This is a genomic window from Oscillibacter sp. (genome assembly GCF_031978065.1).
GTDB lineage: Bacteria > Bacillota > Clostridia > Oscillospirales > Oscillospiraceae > Oscillibacter.
Genome location: NZ_DALZCH010000019.1, coordinates 21,426 through 39,306 on the forward strand (window position 1 = coordinate 21,426; position 17,881 = coordinate 39,306).

The following is a 17,881-nucleotide window of genomic DNA, read 5'->3' on the forward strand; positions in this document are numbered from 1 at the left end:
AAGGCCGAAAACACGCAAAAAGGTAAATAAAAGACAGCGGACGTTTCTCTGACGGAGGAATGTCCGCTGCTTTTTTGACGCTTCCCTTTGGCGCAAATTGAATGGAATGTCAGGCGTCTCAAACCCTCCCGGAATCAGGGGTGGAGGTACCTATCTATTCTTGCTTTCTGATGCGGGTGGTGATAAAATACAAACAGAATCAGATGCGTCTTTTCCACGAAAACAAATGTTAAAAGGAGGACTGTCATGAATCGTACCTTGATCTGTCAGATACTAAACCACGAAATGATGCTGGCCACCGGGTGTACGGAGCCGGCGGCGATTGCCTTGACCGCTGCTGTCGCCCGGGAGCACCTGATGGGAGAACCCACCCATGTGAAGGTGCTTGCCAGCGTCAACATCATCAAGAACGCAATGGCTGCCGGCATACCGGGAACGGAGTGCACCGGCATGAACTACGCGGCGGCGCTGGGCGCCGTGTGCGGACGGGTGGAGCGCCGATTACAGGTGGTGGACGGCGCTTCGCCGGAGGATGTAGCCAGAGCCTTGGAGCTGGTGCAGAGCGGCCAGGTGGAGATGGGCCGGACGAAGGAACCGGATAAGCTCTATGTAGAAGTGGAGCTGACCAACGACGCGCATCAGTCCCGCGCGATTATCCGGGGGGCCCACACCAATGTGACATTGGTGGAGGCGGACCACAAAGCGCTGGAGACGGCTGCGCAGGAAGCTGCCGCCGATCCCATCACGCCGCAGGTCATTAAGGATACCTTGAGTATTCAGACGATTTATGAATTCGTGGAAACGCTGGACCGGGAAAAAGACGACCTGCACATGATTGAGCAGGCCATCAAAATCAACAGTGAAATTGCAAAGGTAGGCGAGGAGGGCAACTACGGCCTGAACGTGGGGCGGCACATCCGCAAAAGTCAGGAATCCGGCCTGATGGGCAGCGATGTGATGCTGGAGGCGGTGGCCGTCACCTCCAGCGCAGCGGACGCCCGCATGGCGGGGGCCAACGCGCCCGTGGTCACAAACTCCGGCTCCGGGAATCAGGGGATTACCGCAACGATGCCCATTGTCTCTGCGGCAAAGTCCCTGAAGATTGACGACGAGCGGATGTTCCGGGCCGTGACGTTGAGCCATCTCATATCCATCCACATTCACGCGGACTTCGGCCTGCTCTCTGGCCTTTGCGGAGCCACCATCGCCGCCACGGGCGCTGCCTGCGGACTGGTGTACTTATTGGGAGGCAGCTTACAACAGGTCGGCTACGCTGTCAACAATATGCTGGGGGACGTGACGGGGATGCTGTGCGACGGGGCAAAGGCCGACTGCGCGCTGAAAATCTCCACCTGCGTGTTTACCTCCTTCCACTGCGCGGCAATGGCTCTGCGGGACGAAACCGTGAAGCACACCGACGGCATTGTGGAGAAGGACCCGGAGGTGACCATCGCCAATTTTGTGAAGCTTGGCAACGACGGTTCGCCCAAAATGGACGACCTTGTGCTGGATATGCTGCTGCAAAAGGGAAGATAACGTCGGATACGGATGGGCGGGGAAGGCCATGCTTTCCCCGCCCGTTCTTTTGCGTGTTTTCCAAGGATTCTCCTTGTCATGAAAGGGAAAAACTGCTATAATGTGGGCATTGACTTTAAAATGCGTTTAACGCAAGGAGATTACTTTGCTGCATTATATTCAGGCGCTGCTTGCGCAGCTTGACCTTTCCTCCATGCTGGATGCGGTGCTGCGGGTAGCGTCCGTCCTTTTATGCCTGACGGTGCACGAGACGTGCCACGGTCTGGCCGCCCTGTCTTTAGGGGACAAAACCGCAAAGGAACTGCACCGGCTGTCCTTAAATCCCCTGCGGCACATCGACTGGTTTGGACTTGCCATGATGTTTACCGTGGGCTTTGGCTGGGCGAAGCCCGTGCCGGTGGACCCGCGCTATTTCAAGGACCCGAAACGGGGAATGGCGCTGACGGCGCTGGCGGGGCCGCTCTCCAATTTGGCATTGGCGCTGGCGCTGCTTTTTGCCAGCCGTGGGATTTACATGTACGCGGAGTATACACCGGTGTGGGACGGCATTTTCAATTTTCTGCACTCCACCGCCATTCTCTCCATCGGGCTGGGGCTGTTTAATTTGATTCCCATTCCGCCGCTGGACGGGTCAAAGGTCTTGGGCGCACTGCTGCCCGATAAGGCTTATTTCACGATGATGCGCTACGAGCGGTACGGAATGCTGCTTTTGTTGCTGCTCTCCTTTGCAGATGTGGGCGGAGGACTGATTGGCCGCGGAATCTACGGCGTGTACACCGCTATGGTGAACCTGATTTATTGAGGTGAACGATTGTTGGAAAGTCCCGTATTCAAGCTGGAAAAAGTGGTCCGGGCCAAAGCCCAGGAAGAAATGCAGGACTTTGAGGGGCCGCTGGACTTAATTTTATTTTTGCTGGGCAAAAACAAGCTGGAAATTCAGGACATTGCCATTTCCCTGATTTGCGGCCAGTACCTTTGCTGGCTGGAGGCCCGCAAGCAGATGGATTTGGAGGTGGCCAGCGAATTTATCTCCATGGCCTCCCATCTCATCTATCTCAAGACGCGGATGCTTCTGTCCATCGAGGACGAGGAGGCCCGGGGCGAAATGGACGCCCTGATCAAGTCGTTGGAGGAGCGCCGCCGGAGTGAGAGCTACGGCGTGGTGAAGGCGGCGGCCAAGCGGCTGGAGCCTATGGGGGAGTTTGGCCGCAGCGTCATCTTCCGCCAGCCGGAGCCGGTGGAGCGGGGAAAAATTTTTGAATATGATCAGGACCCGGCGGATCTGATTCTGGCCATGGCGGACATTCGGGAGCGTTCGGAGCGGACGCTGCCGCCCCCCAGAGCGGCCTTTGCCGACATCGTGCGCCACGAGCCATATCCCGTGGAGAGCAAGGCAAGGGACATTATCCAGCGACTTAAAAGTGAGGGAATCACCCGGTTTTTGCTGTTGTTCCGGGGAAACCGGACCCGCAGCGAGGTGGTGGCCACGTTTTTGGCGGTGCTGGAGCTGTGCCGCGCCAGCATCATTCGACTGGCCGGGTCCGAGACGGACTGCACCGTGAAGCAGGAGCAGGAACTGCCCGAAAATCTGACACTGTAAGGAAAACGGCATGGAAAATTTGGACATGAAGGAAATCGAGTCCGCCGCGGAGGGTATTTTGTTTGCCTCTGGCGACCCGGTGCATATCGACCGCATCTGTATTGCGCTGGAGGCGGACCGCCCCACGGCGGAGCGGGTGCTGCAAAACCTGATGGATCACTATGCCTATGACCGCCGGGGCGTACGGCTGCTCCATGTGGAGGATACGTGGCAGCTATGCTCTGCGCCGGAATATGCGGAGGTAATCCGCAGGGCCTTTGAAATCCGAAAGCCCGCCAAGCTCAGCCAGCCCGCGCTGGAGGTGCTGACGGTTATCGCCTATTATCAGCCCGTCACCCGGGCATATGTGGACCAGATTCGGGGTGTGGACAGCGCCTACACTGTGGGGCTGCTGCTGGACCGAAAGCTGATTGAGGATTGCGGTCGGCTTCAGGTGCCGGGGCGGCCCCGGCTGTACCGTACCACGAAAAATTTTCTCCGCTCGTTTCATCTCCACTCGCTGGATGATTTGCCGGAACTGTCGGATTTTGGCGGCGCCGGACAGATGCGCCTGGGGGACAACGGCGAGATTGTGGACGCGGGAAGCGAGCTGCGGGAGGCCGAAGAGGACGACGGGGCGGAACAAGGCGAATAATCTTTGCCGCCCGGAAATGCCGCGGAAGGAGGGAGAACCTTGCTCTTACTGAAGATTCTGGTTAGTCTGGCGGTCTTATTTCTCCTGCTGTGCAGGGTGCGGCTGGGCATCCGGGTGGACATTGCTGAGATTGTCTCGGCGGACGTGGCCGTTGGCTTCATGCGCTTTCGCGTTGCGCCCGCCAAGGGTGGGGCAAAGATAATTGTCAAGCCCAAAAAAGAAAAAAAGAAAAAAAAGCCAAAAGACCTGACAAAAGCCGTGAAGAAAATTCCTATCCCCACGGTGGAGGACTTAAAATCCGCATATCATATCTTTCAGGGACCAATGAGAAGAATTTTGCTGCGGACTGGGCGAGGCATTCGCATCCACCCTTTGTCGCTGTCAGCAACACTTCCGGGGCAGGAGGACCCCGCAGCGGCGGCGGAAAACTATGGCCGCGTCTGCGCAGCCATGTGGACGGTGATGCCGCTGCTGGAAGAACTGATCGATATTCCCAAGCCGTCCTTGCATGTGGGGGTGGATTACGACTTAGAGCATGTTTACATCCGAGGGCATGTGGGCGTTTCCATTCGCGTGGGAACGCTGTTGTCCATGGGTTTTGGCGCGCTCATTCCCAGCGCGCGCTGGTTTATAAAATTTTATCGGGCTCATAAAAACGACAGACCGCGACAGGAAAAAGCGGCGGAGACGGAAGCACCGAAATCTGCCGCATAGAAAGGAAATTGCTATGGATAATACTGTTGAGAAGAAGCACCCGCTGAACGACCTGATGCGCTCCACTATGGAAAAAATTCGCGAAATGGTGGACACCAATACCATCGTGGGCCAGCCGATTAACACGCCCGACGGCGTGACCCTTATCCCCATCTCCAAGGTCAGCTTCGGCTTTGGCAGCGGCGGAGGAGACTATGGCGCGACCCAGCCCCAAAATTTTGGCGGCGGCAGCGGGGCGGGCGTAAAAATTGTCCCCGTGGCGTTTCTTGTGATTAAGGACGGAACCACCCGTGTTCTGCCGGTTTCCCTGCCGCCGGTGTCCACCGTGGATCGGCTGGTGGATATGGCTCCGGATATTCTGGACAAAGTGGAAAAATATTTCGACAAAAAGAAGGAAAAAGAGGAGTTCTGACGGGGGTATACTAAGGTCACCTCAGTGGAAAGGTGATCGTGGATGAAAACTCGTTTTAAACGCTTCACGGCGCTGCTTTGCGCCCTTTTATGTCTGTATAGTATTTTTCCTTGCAAGGTTGCGGCTGTCAGCACTTCTGCTACGTCTTCCATTTTAATGGACGTGGATTCAGGCCGGGTGCTGTATGCCCAAAATGAAAATAAGAAAATGCTGATTGCCAGCACGACGAAAATTATGACGGCGCTGGTGGCCCTGGAAAACGGAGAGCTTCGCGGCACCGTGAAGATCACGGCGGAAGCTGCCAACACGGAGGGCTCCTCCATGTATCTGAAGGCGGGGGAGAAGCTGACGCTGGAAACTCTGCTGTACGGGCTGATGCTTTCTTCCGGAAACGACGCGGCCGTGGCTGTGGCGCAGGGCGTGGCGGGCAGCACGGACAAATTCGTGAAGCTGATGAACCAAAAGGCAAAGGAACTGGGCATGAGCGGCACCTCCTTTGCAAATCCCAACGGGCTGGACGACGAAAAGCACTATTCCACCGCCAGAGACATGGCGGTGCTGGCCTGTGCCGCCATGAACAACGAATCATTTGCTCGCATCGTCTCCACCCGCAGCGTCACCGTGGGCGGGCGGACGCTGACCAATCATAACAAGCTGCTCTCCTATGTGGACGGTTGTATCGGATTGAAAACCGGTTATACCAAAGCCGCTGGCCGTACGCTGGTATCCTGCGCGCGGCGAAACGGACAGCGCTTGGTGGCGGTGACGCTACAGGACGGGAACGACTGGGCGGATCATGCCGCGCTGTATGACTATGGGTTCTCCCAATATCCCGCTCACCGGGCCATGACCATCGGCGAAACGGTGGGGACGCTGGCGGTGGCCGGGGGCGTGAGCACCGCAATCCCCGTGGTGGCGGCGGAGAGCTTTTCCTGGCCTCTGGCGCAGGGAGAAAAGCTGGAGGTTCGATTTGAGCTGCCGGAGAGCGTAAAGGCTCCAGTGACGGCGGGAACAAAAGTCGGACATGCTGTGTTGACCTTGAGCGGCAAGGAGACGGGACGGGTGGAGCTGCTGTGCGGCGGCGATGCGCTGTCTGCCATCCAGCCTCCTTCAAGCCTGCTGCGCCGTATGGGTGAATTGTTGAAGAAGTGCTGAGTGCGCCGTCAGTCGGCGCGGGGTTCCGAAATATTCAGACCGTTTGGCGCGGGAAACTCATCCCGAAGGTCTGGGGCCGCGCGGCAAGCGCGGCCTTTCCAATTTTGATACACAGAAGGGAGCAGCGGACATGGAGGAACGTCTGCAAAAGCTGCTGTCCGCCGCGGGGCTGTGCTCCCGCCGGGCGGCGGAGGAATGGATTACCGGCGGGCGGGTGATGGTGAACGGCCAGACCGCTTATTTGGGCGACCGGGCCGACCCGGACCGGGACGACGTGCGTGTGGACGGCGCCCCGCTTGGGCGGAGAGAACACAAAACCTACATATTGCTGAACAAACCCCGGGGCTATGTGACGACCCTTTCCGACGAGAAGGGCCGCCCCACGGTGACGGAGCTGGTGAAGGATGCAGGGACACGGGTGTTTCCGGTGGGGCGGCTGGATATGGATTCCGAGGGGCTGCTGCTGCTGACCAACGACGGGGCGCTGATGCAGCGGATGATTCACCCCAGCTTTCAGATTGATAAAACCTATGAGGTGGAGGTTTCCGGCTTCCGGGCCGGGGCGGACGCTGCTCTTGGGGCTGTTACGGAGCTTGAAGGGGAGCGTATTTCTCCAGCCACGGTGGCGGTACTTTTCAAAAACGGGGATCGGGCGCGGCTAAGCGTGGTCATTCACGAAGGAAAAAACCGCCAGATTCGGCGTATGTGCGTCCAATGCGGGCTGACGGTCCTTCGGCTGCGGCGGGTGCGGGAGCACGTTCTGGAGCTGGGCGCGCTGCCGGAGGGGAAGTGGCGATATCTGACGGAGGAAGAACTGTCTGCGCTGCAAGCACAGTGACAGGGGGGATGTTGCTGCCGTATCTTCTCTGCTGCTGGAAGGGATATGATTGCAGGATTTTTATAAATCCTGCAATTTTTATGGTTACTTCTATATTAGGAATCCGTTGCAATTCCAAGAAATTTCAGAAAACAACCGTTTTCTCAAGGCCACTGTATCAAAAAGACAAAGGTTTTTATTGAAAAAATGCAGGAAATATGATAAGCTATTCATCACACTTGGTCAGCGCTCGGTGCGCTGACCCGGAAGAAGAGATACGGCGGAGGGGAAAATCGTGGCGAAAGGCATTTTATATACACTGGAGAGCGGCATGAGCGGCTTTTCAAAGGGACAAAAGCGCATCGCTTCCTATATTATGGAGAACTATGACAAGGCCGCGTTCATGACGGCCAGCAAGCTGGGGCAGCTCTCAGGCGTCAGCGAATCCACGGTGGTCCGCTTTGCCTATGAACTGGGCTACGCGGGCTATCCTGCCTTGCAGCGGACGCTGCAGGAAATGATCCGCAGCCGCCTGACCTCTACCCAGCGCATTCAGGTGGCGGACAGCATGATGAGCGGACATGACGTGCTGTCCTCCGTGATGCGTTCTGATTTTGACCGGCTGCGGATGGTGGCGGACAAGGCGGATCGCAGGGAGTTTGACCTTGTGGTGGATGAACTGGTGCGGGCGCGGCACATCTATATTCTAGGCGTGCGGTCGTCCTCCTTTGTGGCGGGGTATCTGAACTTTTACATGCATTTGCTGCTGGACAATGTAACGCTTGTGCAATCCAACGAGGCGGGAGCGATTTTTGAACAGCTATTCCGCATCGGACCCGGTGACGTGATGCTGGCCATCAGCTTTCCCCGGTACTCCAAGTCTACCATCAATACCGCGAAATTTGCCAAGGACCGGGGCGCGACAATTCTGGGCATCACGGACAACGAGATGTCCCCTCTGGGGCAGATGTCCAGTGCGGCGGTGCTGGCTCCCAGCGAAATGATTTCCTTTGTGGACTCCATGGTGGCTCCCATGTCCATGGTAAACGCCCTGCTGGTGGCGCTGGGCTTCCGTCTGGGGAAAGATGTGTCCAACATCTTCTCCGAGCTGGAGGATATCTGGGAAACCTACGGCGTGTTTGGAAAGGCAGACGATGAATAAAAAGGTTCTGGTGGTCGGCGGCGGAGCCGCCGGCATGATGGCTGCGATTTCGGCGGCGGAGCGGGGGGCGTCCGTGACGCTGCTGGAGCCGGGTGACCGCCTTGGAAAAAAGCTGAATATCACCGGCAAGGGCCGGTGCAACGTCACCAACGATTCCGGGTGCGAGGAGCTGCTGGTCAACGTCCCCCGCAACGGGAAATTTCTTTACAGTGCCTTTTCCCGGTTTGACGGACGGGACGCCATGGCGTTTTTTCAGGAGCTGGGGGTTCCACTGAAGGTGGAGCGGGGAAGGCGGGTATTTCCCGTGTCCGACCGCTCTTTTGATGTCAGCGGTGCGCTGGAGCGGCGGCTGAAAAAGCTGAACGTATCCATTTTGCGGCGGCGGGCGGAAAGCCTGCTGCTTGAGGATGGGGCGGTCCGGGGGGTGGAAACGGAACGGGGACTGCTGAATGCCAACGCGGTGATTCTGGCCACCGGCGGAATTTCCTACCCTGCCACCGGTTCCACCGGAGACGGACACCGGTTCGCGGAGCAGGCGGGCCACACGGTCACGCCCCTGCGCGGCTCTCTGGTGCCCCTGCGGGAAGTGGGGAACCTCTGCGCGGATTTGCAGGGTCTTTCCCTGAAAAACGTGGAGCTGTCGGTTTTTGAAAACGACAAAAAAATTCATACAGACTTTGGCGAGCTGCTGTTTACCCATTTTGGAGTCAGCGGCCCGTTGGTCCTGTCCGCCTCTGCCCATATGCGGCATTTCGGAGAAAAGGCGTATCGGCTTGAAATTGATTTAAAGCCCGCGCTGGACGAGGGACAGCTGGACAAGCGGCTGCTGGCGGATTTTGAAAAATACGCCAACAGCGATTTTTGCAACGCACTGAGCGACCTGCTTCCCCAAAAGCTGATTCCGGTCATGGTGGAGTGCTGTGGGATTTCTCCGCATCGAAAGGTACACGACGTAACGCGGGAGGAACGGCAGGGCCTGCTGCGCCTTTTGAAGCAGTTTCCCATTGCCGTCGAAGCGCCCCGTCCGGTGGAGGAGGCCATTGTCACCGCCGGCGGTGTAAAGGTACGTGAGATTGACCCGCACACTATGGAATCAAAGGTTGTAAAGGGACTATACTTTGCAGGAGAGCTGATTGATGTGGACGCCTATACCGGCGGTTTTAACCTGCAAATTGCCTGGGCCACCGGGCGCGCCGCAGGCTTTGCAGCGGCGGATACCAAGGAGTAAGGAGCATTCCCATGAAGAACGTGAGCATTGCCATCGACGGGCCCTCCGGCGCGGGGAAGAGCACCCTGGCTCGGGCGCTGGCAAAGGAAAAAGGATATTTGTACATTGATACCGGCGCCATTTACCGGACCGTCGGCTGCTATGTCCGCCGCTGCGGGGTGGACCCGGCAGACGAGGCGGCGGTGCTGCGGCTGCTTCCGCAGGCAAAGGTGGAGCTGCGCCGGGGTGAGGATGAAACGCAGCGCATGTTTTTAAACGGGGAAGACGTGTCGGAAGAGATTCGCCTTCCCGAGGTTTCCAAATATGCCTCCGTTGTCTCCGCCCACCCGGAGGTTCGGGCGTATCTGCTGGAAATGCAGCGGGAGCTGGCCCGGAATCACAGCGTGGTGATGGACGGACGGGACATCGGTACGGTGGTCCTGCCCGACGCGGACGTGAAAATTTTTCTCACCGCCTCGGTGGAGGTCCGCGCAAAGCGCCGGTATCTGGAGCTTTCGGAGCGGGGAACGCCCGAAGCGCTGGATCAGGTGCGCAGCGAGATTGTCCAGCGGGACTGGGACGACTCCCACCGCGCTGCCGCGCCGCTGCGGCTGGCAGAGGGGGCCGTGGCGGTGGATACCACGGAGCTGAATTTTCAGGAGAGCCTGTCCACGCTTTCCCGTGTGGTGGAGGGGGCGCTGAAATGAAGCCTTTCAACTGTTTCTTTGTGTTTATCTACTATGTAGTGGGTTTTATCACGCATCTTCTTCATCCTGCCAAGGTGGAAGGGATGGACCGTCTGCCCAGAGGAGGGGCGTTGCTGTGCCCCAACCACGCCAGCGACTGGGACCCGGTGATGGTGGCGCTGGTGCTGCCGGTAAATTACCGACTGCACATTATGGCAAAGGAAGAGCTGTTCCGCAATCCGCTTCTGGGCTGGATTCTGCGCCGGGTGGGGGTGTTTCCCGTCAGCCGGGGCGGCGGAGATATTCAGTCGGTCAAAACCGCAATGCAGGCCATTAAATCCGGAGACAATCTGCTGATGTTTCCGGAGGGAACCACCGTTCGGAACGGCCTTGGTCATGTGGATGGCCTGCCCGCCCACGCCCACGGCGGCGTGGCCATGATTGGAATCCGCACGGGAGCAAAGCTGGTGCCGGTGTTTGTGGACGGCGAGAAAAAGCCCTTCCGGCGTACCCGCATTATCTTCGGCGAGCCCTATGAGCCGAGAATTACCGGGAAGCACGGCACGGCGGAGGAAATTCAGACGGTGGCAGACGAAGTTCTGGCGGCGGCCTACGCTCTGGGCGGGCAGGCCGTGGGAGGGAAGCCGCTGTGAAAGTGTTCTTGGCGCAGAGTGCCGGTTTTTGCTATGGCGTGGAGCGGGCGGTAGAGCTGACAAAAAAAGCTGCCGCCGAGAGCGGCTGCTGCGTTATGCTGGGGGACCTGATTCACAACGCCCATGTGGTGGCGGAGCTGGAGGCTCTGGGCGTGCGGAAAATCGCGGGGCCGGAGGACGCGCCGGAGGGCGCAACCGTGGTGCTTCGCTCTCACGGAGAGCGGCGGGAGATGGTGGAGGAACTGACGGCGCGAGGACTTCACTGCGTCAGCGCCGCCTGTCCCAACGTGCTGCGGATTCAAATCCTTGTTGGGCAGGCAGAGGAAGACGGACGGCAGGTCATCATCATCGGCGAGCGAAACCATCCCGAAATTCAGGGAATTGCCAGCTATTGCAGGCATCCGCTGATTTTCGGCGGGCCGGAGGAGCTTGCCGCCTGGCTTGCGGAGGACCCAGCACGGCGGGACCTTCCCATCACGGTGGCGGCACAGACCACCTGTATTCGTGAACTTTTTGAGACTTCCGTAAAAATCTTAAAAAAACAGTGTACAAACGCCAAAATATTTGATACAATATGCAATGCTACGCGTAAGCGTCAATCCGAGGCGGCAGAGATTGCCGGTCGGGTGGACGCGATGGTGGTGGTTGGAGACCCCAGAAGTGCAAACACCAAACATTTGACGGAAATTTGTATTGAGAGATGCCCGCGCGTTCTCCAAATTGAGGGGGCGGACGAGCTCTCGCCGGATTTTTTCAATGGTTGCTCTGTTGCAGGTCTGACGGCCGGTGCCTCCACGCCTGCGGGCATCATTAAGGAGGTATATGCAACGATGAGTGAAGAAATCAAGAACGTCGAAAGCGGCGAGGAATCCTTTGAGGAACTGCTGAATCAATCTTTTAAGACTTTAAATACAGGCGAAAAGGTAACCGGCATCGTCACGGCCGTGGGTCCCACGGAGGTGCAGGTGGATGTGGGTGCCAAGCAGGCCGCGTACATCAAGGCCAGCGAGTTGAGCGACGATCCCAACGCCAAGCCTGAGGAGCTTCTGAAGGTGGGCGACGAGATCGAGGCATATATCGTCCGCGTCAACGACATCGAGGGTTATGCCGAGTTGTCCAAGAAGCGTCTTGACACCGTGAAGGTCTGGGAGAACATCGAACAGGCCGTCGAGGACAAGACCGTGATGGAAGGCGTCGTCACCGAGGTCAACAAGGGCGGTGTTGTCGTTTCCGTTAAGGGCGTGCGCGTGTTTGTGCCCGCTTCTCAGAGCGGTATGCCCCGCGGCGCGGACCTTGAAACCATGGTCAAGTCCAAGGCGCAGCTCCGCATCACCGAGGTCAACCGTGCCCGCCGCCGTGTGGTGGGGTCAATCCGCTCCGTGGCGGACGAGGCCCGCAGAGCCGCGCAGGACGAGGTGTGGAACAGCATCGAGGTTGGCAAGCGCTATACCGGCACCGTCAAATCCATGACCGCTTACGGCGTGTTTGTGGACATCGGCGGTGTGGACGGCATGGTGCACATTTCCGAGCTGAGCTGGAGCCGCATCAAGACCCCTTCCGAGGTCTGCAAGGTGGGCGATGCTATGGAGGTCTATGTCATCTCCTTTGATGCTGAGAAGCGCAAGATTTCTCTGGGCGTAAAGGATCGCGGCGTGAACCCCTGGGAAGACTTCATGAGCAAGTACCGCGTGGGCGACGTGGCTACGGTCCGCATCGTCAAGCTGATGACCTTCGGTGCGTTTGCTGAGGTTGTCCCCGGCGTGGACGGCCTGATTCATATTTCCCAGATTGCCGACCGGCGCATTGAAAAGCCCGGTGATGTGCTGAGCGAGGGTCAGGAAGTAGATGCCGAGATCATTGCTGTGGACGAGGAGAAGAAGAAGATTTCCCTGTCTATCCGCTCCCTGTTGGCTCCGGCTGAGGAGAGCGCAGACGCTGAGTAAGTCTCGCGTCAATTTATAAACAACGTGGCTCCGGAAATGCTTTTGCATTTCCGGAGCTTTCTTTGTGTCCGACTTCTTGACGGGATAAGCTCATTCCGCCGAATGCGGACAAAGCGCCTTCGGCAAATTTTTGAAAATTTTTAAATATTGAGGGACGGAAGACAGGCAACCGACAGCGGCTTTCTGTAAATTCCGGTTTTTTCCGGGAAAATCAAGCGTAGCGACGGATGGTGCTCCTCCCGCGCAGGGCTTTGCTGAATGTCGCCCCTCTGGAAATCTCGCGCGCAAATTTCACAGATTTGATTGCATTCCAAAAACGCTTATGTTACAATATTGACAATCTTTGAAAGTGCATGGTTTTATTGAAAAAACAGGGAGGAATTTTTCATGAGCTATCAGGAGACATATAAACAGAAACTGAAAACTGCGGACGAGGCTGTCAAGGTCGTCAAATCCGGAGACTGGATTGATTACGGCTGGTGCGTGGGTACTGCCGACGCGCTGGATAAGGCTTTGGCAAAGCGCGCGGGCGAGCTGACCGACGTAAATATCCGCGGCGGCGTTCTGACCCACCGTCCCGCCGTAATGAACATTCCCGATGCGGCACAGCATTTTACATGGAACTCCACGCATATGGGTGGTCTGGAGCGGAAGATGGCCAAGGAGGGACTGGCGTTTTACGTTCCCATCCGGTACTCCGAGCTTCCCCGGTACTACCGCGAGAATATGGCGCCCATCGATGTCCTGATGATACAGGTTTCTCCCATGGATACCCACGGCTGGTTCAACCTTGGTCCCAGTTGCTCCCACCTGAAGGCAGCCAGTGAGCGCAGCAAATGCATTATTGTGGAGGTGAACACCTCCATGCCCTATTGCCACGGCGGCTTTGAAAACTGCATTCACATCGACGACGTGGATATGATTGTAGAAGGAGACAACAACCTTCTGGATGAACTGGGCGGCGTGGTGCAGCCCAGCGAGACGGATCTTGCCATCGCCCGCCTTGTCATGGAGGAGATTCCCAACGGAGCCTGCCTCCAGCTTGGTATCGGCGCCATGCCCGGCACTGTGGGCAAGCTGATTGCCGAGTCCGATCTGAAAGATCTGGGCGTACATACCGAGATGTACGTGGACGCATTTGTGGATATGTCCAAGGCCGGAAAAATCACCGGTAAATACAAGCCCTTTGACAAGGGTCGCCAGACCTATACCTTTGCCGCGGGTACCCGGAAGCTCTATGAGTTCTTGGACAATAACCCCCAGTGCATGGCGGCTCCCGTGGATTATACCAACGACATTGCCCGCGTGTCCCAGATTCCCAACTTTGTCTCCATCAACGGCGCGGTGGACATCGATCTGTACGGGCAGGTTTCCTCCGAGTCCTCCGGCACCACCCACATCTCCGGCGCGGGCGGCCAGATGGACTTTGTTCTGGGTGCATATCTGTCCAAGGGCGGCAAGAGCTTTATCTGCTGCTCCTCCTCCGTAAAGGACAAAAAAACCGGAGAGCTGTCCTCCCGCATCCGCCCCACACTGCTTAATGGATCCGTTGTCACCGCCACCCGCACCAACCTGCACTATCTGGTGACGGAGTACGGCAAAGTCAACGTCAAGGGCATGGCCACATGGCAGCGGTCCGAGGCCATCATTAGCATTGCACATCCTCAGTTCCGGGAAGAGCTGATCGCCGAAGCGGAGAAAATGCACATCTGGCGCCGGTCCAACAAGAAATAAAGTTCTATTTTGATAAAAGCCGCCCTTCACAGTGCTGTGGAGGGCGGCTTTTTTACGGTTTACGCAACATTTTTCAGGTTATACTTGTAAGATTATCCGAAATGTGATATCATCTATTTAAGATTTTTGGAATTTTGATAACTGCGATAAACGCATCCGGGACATGAAAGGAGCCTGAAATGTTCAGTGTCGGAGATATGGTGGTTCATCCCATGCACGGCGCCGGTGTGATCGACGGCATTGTGTGTGAGAAGCTCGGCGGCGCAGCGCAGGATTACTATGTCTTTAAGATGATGGTGGGTGGCCTTCTGTTGAAAATTCCAACGGCCAACAGCGACGCCATCGGCTTGCGGCCTGTGTCGGGCCGGGCGGAGGTGGAGGCGCTGTTCAGCGCGCTTCCCGCCATGAACATTGAGGAGAGCACCAACTGGAACAAGCGCTACCGCGAAAATCTCCAGCGGCTGAAAAGCGGGGACCTTTATGAGCTGGCCCGGGTGATCAAGAGTCTGACCATGCGGGACAGGGAACGAAGCCTTTCCACCGGGGAGCGGAAAATGCTCCATAACGCCAAGCAGATTTTGATTTCGGAAATTGTGCTTACCGGCGTGGGCAGCTATGAGCAGGTGGAGCAGCGGCTGGACGAGTCCATGGAGGTATGAATACGTACCGGAGAAAGCCGGTCGGGGAAGAGGAGATCGAATGTTCCGTTTCTTTCACCGTTTCAGGGACGCGCAGCGTCCCTTCTGCACAGCACTGGTAGCGGCTGCGGGCAGTTCCTCCCGGATGGGAGAGGGCGTCAACAAGCTGCTGGAGCCGCTGGACGGCATTCCCGTTTTGGCTCGGACCCTGCTGGCTCTTCAAAGGGCGCAGCGAGTGGACGCCATCATCGTGGCGGCTCGGGAGGAGGATATCCTGCCCTTTTCCGAGCTGTGCCGTACATATGATATTTCAAAATGCGTCAAGGTGATTCGGGGGGGAGAGTCTCGGACCCATTCTGTGTTGCTGGCGGCGATGGAGGCCGATGAGAAAACGGAGCTTTTGGCGGTGCAGGACGGGGCGCGTCCGCTGACCCCGCCGGAGCTGATTGACAGTGTGATTGAAAAGGCAGCAATGTGCAACGCCGCCGCCCCGGCAATCCACATGAAGGACACGGTGAAAACCGTGCGGGACGGACAGGTGGAAGAAACGCTGGATCGCTCCGCTCTGGCTGCGGTGCAGACACCGCAGGTGTTTGAGGCCAGCCTGTTGAAGGCGGCGCTTCAGTCCGCCATAGAAGCCGGGGCGGAAACGACGGACGACTGCTCCGCCGTGGAGCGGCTGGGCAAGACTGTGTATTTGGTGGACGGAGACGAGGAGAACCTGAAAATTACCACGCCGCTGGATTTGATTCTGGCCCAGGCAATTTTGGACGCCAGGGAGGGTCGGCTATGACGGGGCTGCGCATTGGTCAGGGATATGACGTTCACCGGCTGGTAGAAGGGAAAAAGCTGATTTTGGGAGGCGTGGAAATTCCTTGGGAAAAGGGACTTCTGGGTCATTCCGACGCGGACGTGCTGACCCACGCGGTGATGGACGCGTTATGCGGCGCGGCGGGGCTTGGCGACATCGGAACCCTGTTTCCGGACAATGACCCTCAATACGCGGGAGCGGACAGTATCGCTCTTTTGCGGCAGGTGGCGGCACTTTTACGGGAGAGGGGCTATGCGGTGGTGAACGTGGATGCCGCGCTGATTGCCCAGCGACCAAAAATTGCCCTCTACAAAGAGAAAATGGCGCAGAATCTGGCCGTAGCGCTGGGCGTGAAGAGGGATCGCGTGAATGTAAAGGCCACCACGGAGGAGGGCCTTGGCTTCACGGGAGACGGCTCCGGTATGGCGGCGCAGGCAGCGGTGCTTTTGGAAAAGGAATGACAATTGATGTGGGAGGCTCGTCCGAAAGGACGGGCCTTCCGTTTGTTTTTCAAGGCCCTAAAAGGCTTGCGGCGGTCCGTCAATGTTTTGTTGTCTCGGTTCTCACCCCTTTTTTCGGTCCGCATAAACTATGGGGAGAGGAGGAGTGTCCGTGGAACAATATTGGATGATCGCCCGCTCTGTGACCTATGCCCAACGGATGGAAAGGATGCTGATGGCCGCGGGGATCCGGACGCGCATCTTCCGCGCTCCCAGAGATTTGAGCAATCTGGGCTGTGCGTATGCCGTAGAAGTGACGGGCGGGGCGCTGCGTCCCGCACTGTCGATTCTTCGGTCGGCGGGGCTTTACCCCGCGAAATTATATTTGTTACAACAGGGAAAATACGTGGAGATTTCTCTGTGAACCGCGTCCGGCGGCTTTGCCGCCGGACCCCGGATAGCGTTGGAACGCGGGGTATAAACGCCGCTTTGGAAACTATTTTAGGAGGTTGACTATGATTTATCTGGACAGTGCGGCTACCAGCTTCCAAAAACCGGAGACGGTGGGCCGGGCAATGGTGAAAGCCCTGCAGACCATGAGCTCTCCCGGGCGCGGCGGCTATCCGGCGGCCATGCAGGCGGCAGATACGCTGTTCTCCTGCCGCATGGAACTGGCCGAGCTCTTTCATATATCGGAGCCGGATCGGGTGGTATTCACCATGAACGCCACCCACGGGCTGAATATCGCCATCAAAAGCCTTGTCCCCCGCCGTGGGCGTGTGGTGATTTCCGGCTATGAGCACAACGCCGTCACCCGGCCCCTTGCGGCGCTGGGCGCGGAAATTATTGTGGCCGGCGCGCCGCTGTTCCGGCCAGACCTGACCACGGAGGCCTTTGAAAAAGCCATTACCCCCGACGTGGATGCCGTGGTTTGCAGTCATGTATCCAACGTCTTCGGCGTGGTGCAGCCGGTGGAGGCCGTGGCCGCGCTCTGCCGGGAGAGGGGCGTGCCCTTTATCATTGATGCGTCCCAGTCCGCGGGAGTGATGCCACTGGACATGGCGGAAATGGGTGCGGCGTTTGCCGCCATGCCCGGGCACAAAGGGCTGTACGGACCACAGGGCACCGGCGTTCTGCTCTGCGGTGACAAGATGGATGGAAACCCTCTCATAGAGGGGGGGACCGGCAGCGTTTCCATCCAGCAGGAAATGCCGGACTTTCTTCCGGACCGGCTGGAAAGCGGAACTCATAACGTACCCGGCATCGCAGGCCTATTGGAGGGGATTCGCTTTGTCCGAGGAAAGGGGGAGAACGCCATCTGCCTCCACGAGCGAAAACTGGCCTTGCAGGCCTCGGAGGGGTTGAGAAAGCTCCCCGGCGTCTGCGTCTGCGCGAGAAGGGACCTCTTTGACCAGACCGGCGTGCTCAGCTTTGTGGTGGACGGAGTGGATTCTGAATTTGTGGGCAACGCTCTGACGGAGGCGGGCTTCGCGGTCAGATCCGGTCTGCACTGCGCGCCGCTGGCCCACCGCACGGCCGGAACGATAGAAAGCGGTACCGTCCGGCTCAGCTTCTCCGCGTTTAACACGGAAAAAGAGGTGGAGTTGCTTCTGGAGGCCTTGCCGGGAATCCTGAAGCGCCTTTCCGACTGATTTTCCCCACAGCCGCCCGCACCCGTCTTTCGGGGCCCGGGCGGCAACGCCGCGTTCGGAGGAAAAATCCTGAAAAGCGGGTAACAT

Annotated in this window: 19 protein-coding genes; all 19 read left to right on the forward strand. The window is 57.8% G+C overall.

Annotated elements, in window-relative coordinates:
• The first annotated feature begins 246 nt into the window (after positions 1-246).
• The 19 genes from RTK01_RS04660 to RTK01_RS04750 all read left to right on the forward strand — a co-directional run bounded on the left by RTK01_RS04660 (position 247) and on the right by RTK01_RS04750 (position 17,794).
• Complete coding sequence (locus RTK01_RS04660) at positions 247-1,536, forward strand: L-serine ammonia-lyase, iron-sulfur-dependent, subunit alpha (protein WP_312279853.1); 1,290 nt, start codon at positions 247-249, stop codon at positions 1,534-1,536.
• Between the two features lie 145 nt (positions 1,537-1,681).
• A complete protein-coding gene (locus tag RTK01_RS04665) occupies positions 1,682-2,338 on the forward strand; it encodes a site-2 protease family protein (RefSeq protein WP_312279854.1) in 657 nt (218 codons plus the stop codon).
• Between the two features lie 12 nt (positions 2,339-2,350).
• Entirely contained in the window at positions 2,351-3,136 is a 786-nt protein-coding gene (locus tag RTK01_RS04670; RefSeq protein WP_312279855.1) for a segregation/condensation protein A, read from the forward strand.
• Positions 3,137-3,146: 10 nt separating this feature from the next.
• Positions 3,147-3,770 (forward strand): SMC-Scp complex subunit ScpB, encoded by a 624-nt coding sequence (gene scpB, locus RTK01_RS04675; protein WP_397352325.1) that lies wholly within the window; start codon positions 3,147-3,149, stop codon positions 3,768-3,770.
• A 39-nt stretch (positions 3,771-3,809) separates the two neighbouring features.
• On the forward strand, positions 3,810-4,484 hold the full coding sequence (locus RTK01_RS04680; RefSeq protein WP_312279856.1) for a hypothetical protein: 675 nt from the start codon (positions 3,810-3,812) through the stop codon (positions 4,482-4,484).
• A gap of 13 nt (positions 4,485-4,497) precedes the next feature.
• Positions 4,498-4,896: a GerW family sporulation protein gene (gene ytfJ / locus RTK01_RS04685; RefSeq protein ID WP_293009119.1), complete on the forward strand. Its 399-nt coding sequence runs from the start codon at positions 4,498-4,500 to the stop codon at positions 4,894-4,896.
• Positions 4,897-4,938: 42 nt separating this feature from the next.
• Complete coding sequence (locus tag RTK01_RS04690; protein WP_312279857.1) at positions 4,939-6,051, forward strand: D-alanyl-D-alanine carboxypeptidase family protein; 1,113 nt, start codon at positions 4,939-4,941, stop codon at positions 6,049-6,051.
• A gap of 130 nt (positions 6,052-6,181) precedes the next feature.
• On the forward strand, positions 6,182-6,889 hold the full coding sequence (locus RTK01_RS04695; protein WP_312279858.1) for a pseudouridine synthase: 708 nt from the start codon (positions 6,182-6,184) through the stop codon (positions 6,887-6,889).
• Between the two features lie 274 nt (positions 6,890-7,163).
• Positions 7,164-8,030: a MurR/RpiR family transcriptional regulator gene (locus RTK01_RS04700; protein WP_312279859.1), complete on the forward strand. Its 867-nt coding sequence runs from the start codon at positions 7,164-7,166 to the stop codon at positions 8,028-8,030.
• Positions 8,023-9,258 carry an NAD(P)/FAD-dependent oxidoreductase gene (locus tag RTK01_RS04705; RefSeq protein WP_312279860.1) on the forward strand — a complete coding sequence of 412 codons (1,236 nt, stop codon included), beginning with the start codon at positions 8,023-8,025 and terminating at the stop codon, positions 9,256-9,258. The genes RTK01_RS04700 and RTK01_RS04705 overlap by 8 nt, the downstream gene beginning before the upstream one ends.
• A gap of 11 nt (positions 9,259-9,269) precedes the next feature.
• Positions 9,270-9,944, forward strand: coding sequence for a (d)CMP kinase (gene cmk, locus RTK01_RS04710; RefSeq protein WP_312279861.1), 675 nt, complete (start codon positions 9,270-9,272; stop codon positions 9,942-9,944).
• Positions 9,941-10,576: a lysophospholipid acyltransferase family protein gene (locus RTK01_RS04715; RefSeq protein ID WP_312279862.1), complete on the forward strand. Its 636-nt coding sequence runs from the start codon at positions 9,941-9,943 to the stop codon at positions 10,574-10,576. Before cmk ends, RTK01_RS04715 begins: the two co-directional genes overlap by 4 nt.
• Positions 10,573-12,519, forward strand: a complete 1,947-nt coding sequence (locus tag RTK01_RS04720) for a bifunctional 4-hydroxy-3-methylbut-2-enyl diphosphate reductase/30S ribosomal protein S1 (RefSeq protein WP_312279863.1) — start codon at positions 10,573-10,575, stop codon at positions 12,517-12,519. The genes RTK01_RS04715 and RTK01_RS04720 overlap by 4 nt, the downstream gene beginning before the upstream one ends.
• A gap of 387 nt (positions 12,520-12,906) precedes the next feature.
• Complete coding sequence (locus RTK01_RS04725) at positions 12,907-14,253, forward strand: butyryl-CoA:acetate CoA-transferase (protein WP_312279864.1); 1,347 nt, start codon at positions 12,907-12,909, stop codon at positions 14,251-14,253.
• Positions 14,254-14,432: 179 nt separating this feature from the next.
• Positions 14,433-14,912 carry a CarD family transcriptional regulator gene (locus RTK01_RS04730; RefSeq protein WP_312279865.1) on the forward strand — a complete coding sequence of 160 codons (480 nt, stop codon included), beginning with the start codon at positions 14,433-14,435 and terminating at the stop codon, positions 14,910-14,912.
• 40 nt (positions 14,913-14,952) lie between these two features.
• Positions 14,953-15,684, forward strand: coding sequence for a 2-C-methyl-D-erythritol 4-phosphate cytidylyltransferase (gene ispD / locus RTK01_RS04735; RefSeq protein WP_312279866.1), 732 nt, complete (start codon positions 14,953-14,955; stop codon positions 15,682-15,684).
• On the forward strand, positions 15,681-16,163 hold the full coding sequence (ispF, locus tag RTK01_RS04740; protein WP_312279867.1) for a 2-C-methyl-D-erythritol 2,4-cyclodiphosphate synthase: 483 nt from the start codon (positions 15,681-15,683) through the stop codon (positions 16,161-16,163). Before ispD ends, ispF begins: the two co-directional genes overlap by 4 nt.
• 151 nt (positions 16,164-16,314) lie before the next feature.
• Entirely contained in the window at positions 16,315-16,566 is a 252-nt protein-coding gene (locus tag RTK01_RS04745) for a DUF3343 domain-containing protein (protein WP_312279868.1), read from the forward strand.
• A 91-nt stretch (positions 16,567-16,657) separates the two neighbouring features.
• A complete protein-coding gene (locus RTK01_RS04750) occupies positions 16,658-17,794 on the forward strand; it encodes an aminotransferase class V-fold PLP-dependent enzyme (RefSeq protein WP_312279869.1) in 1,137 nt (378 codons plus the stop codon).
• The last annotated feature ends 87 nt before the right edge of the window (positions 17,795-17,881 follow it).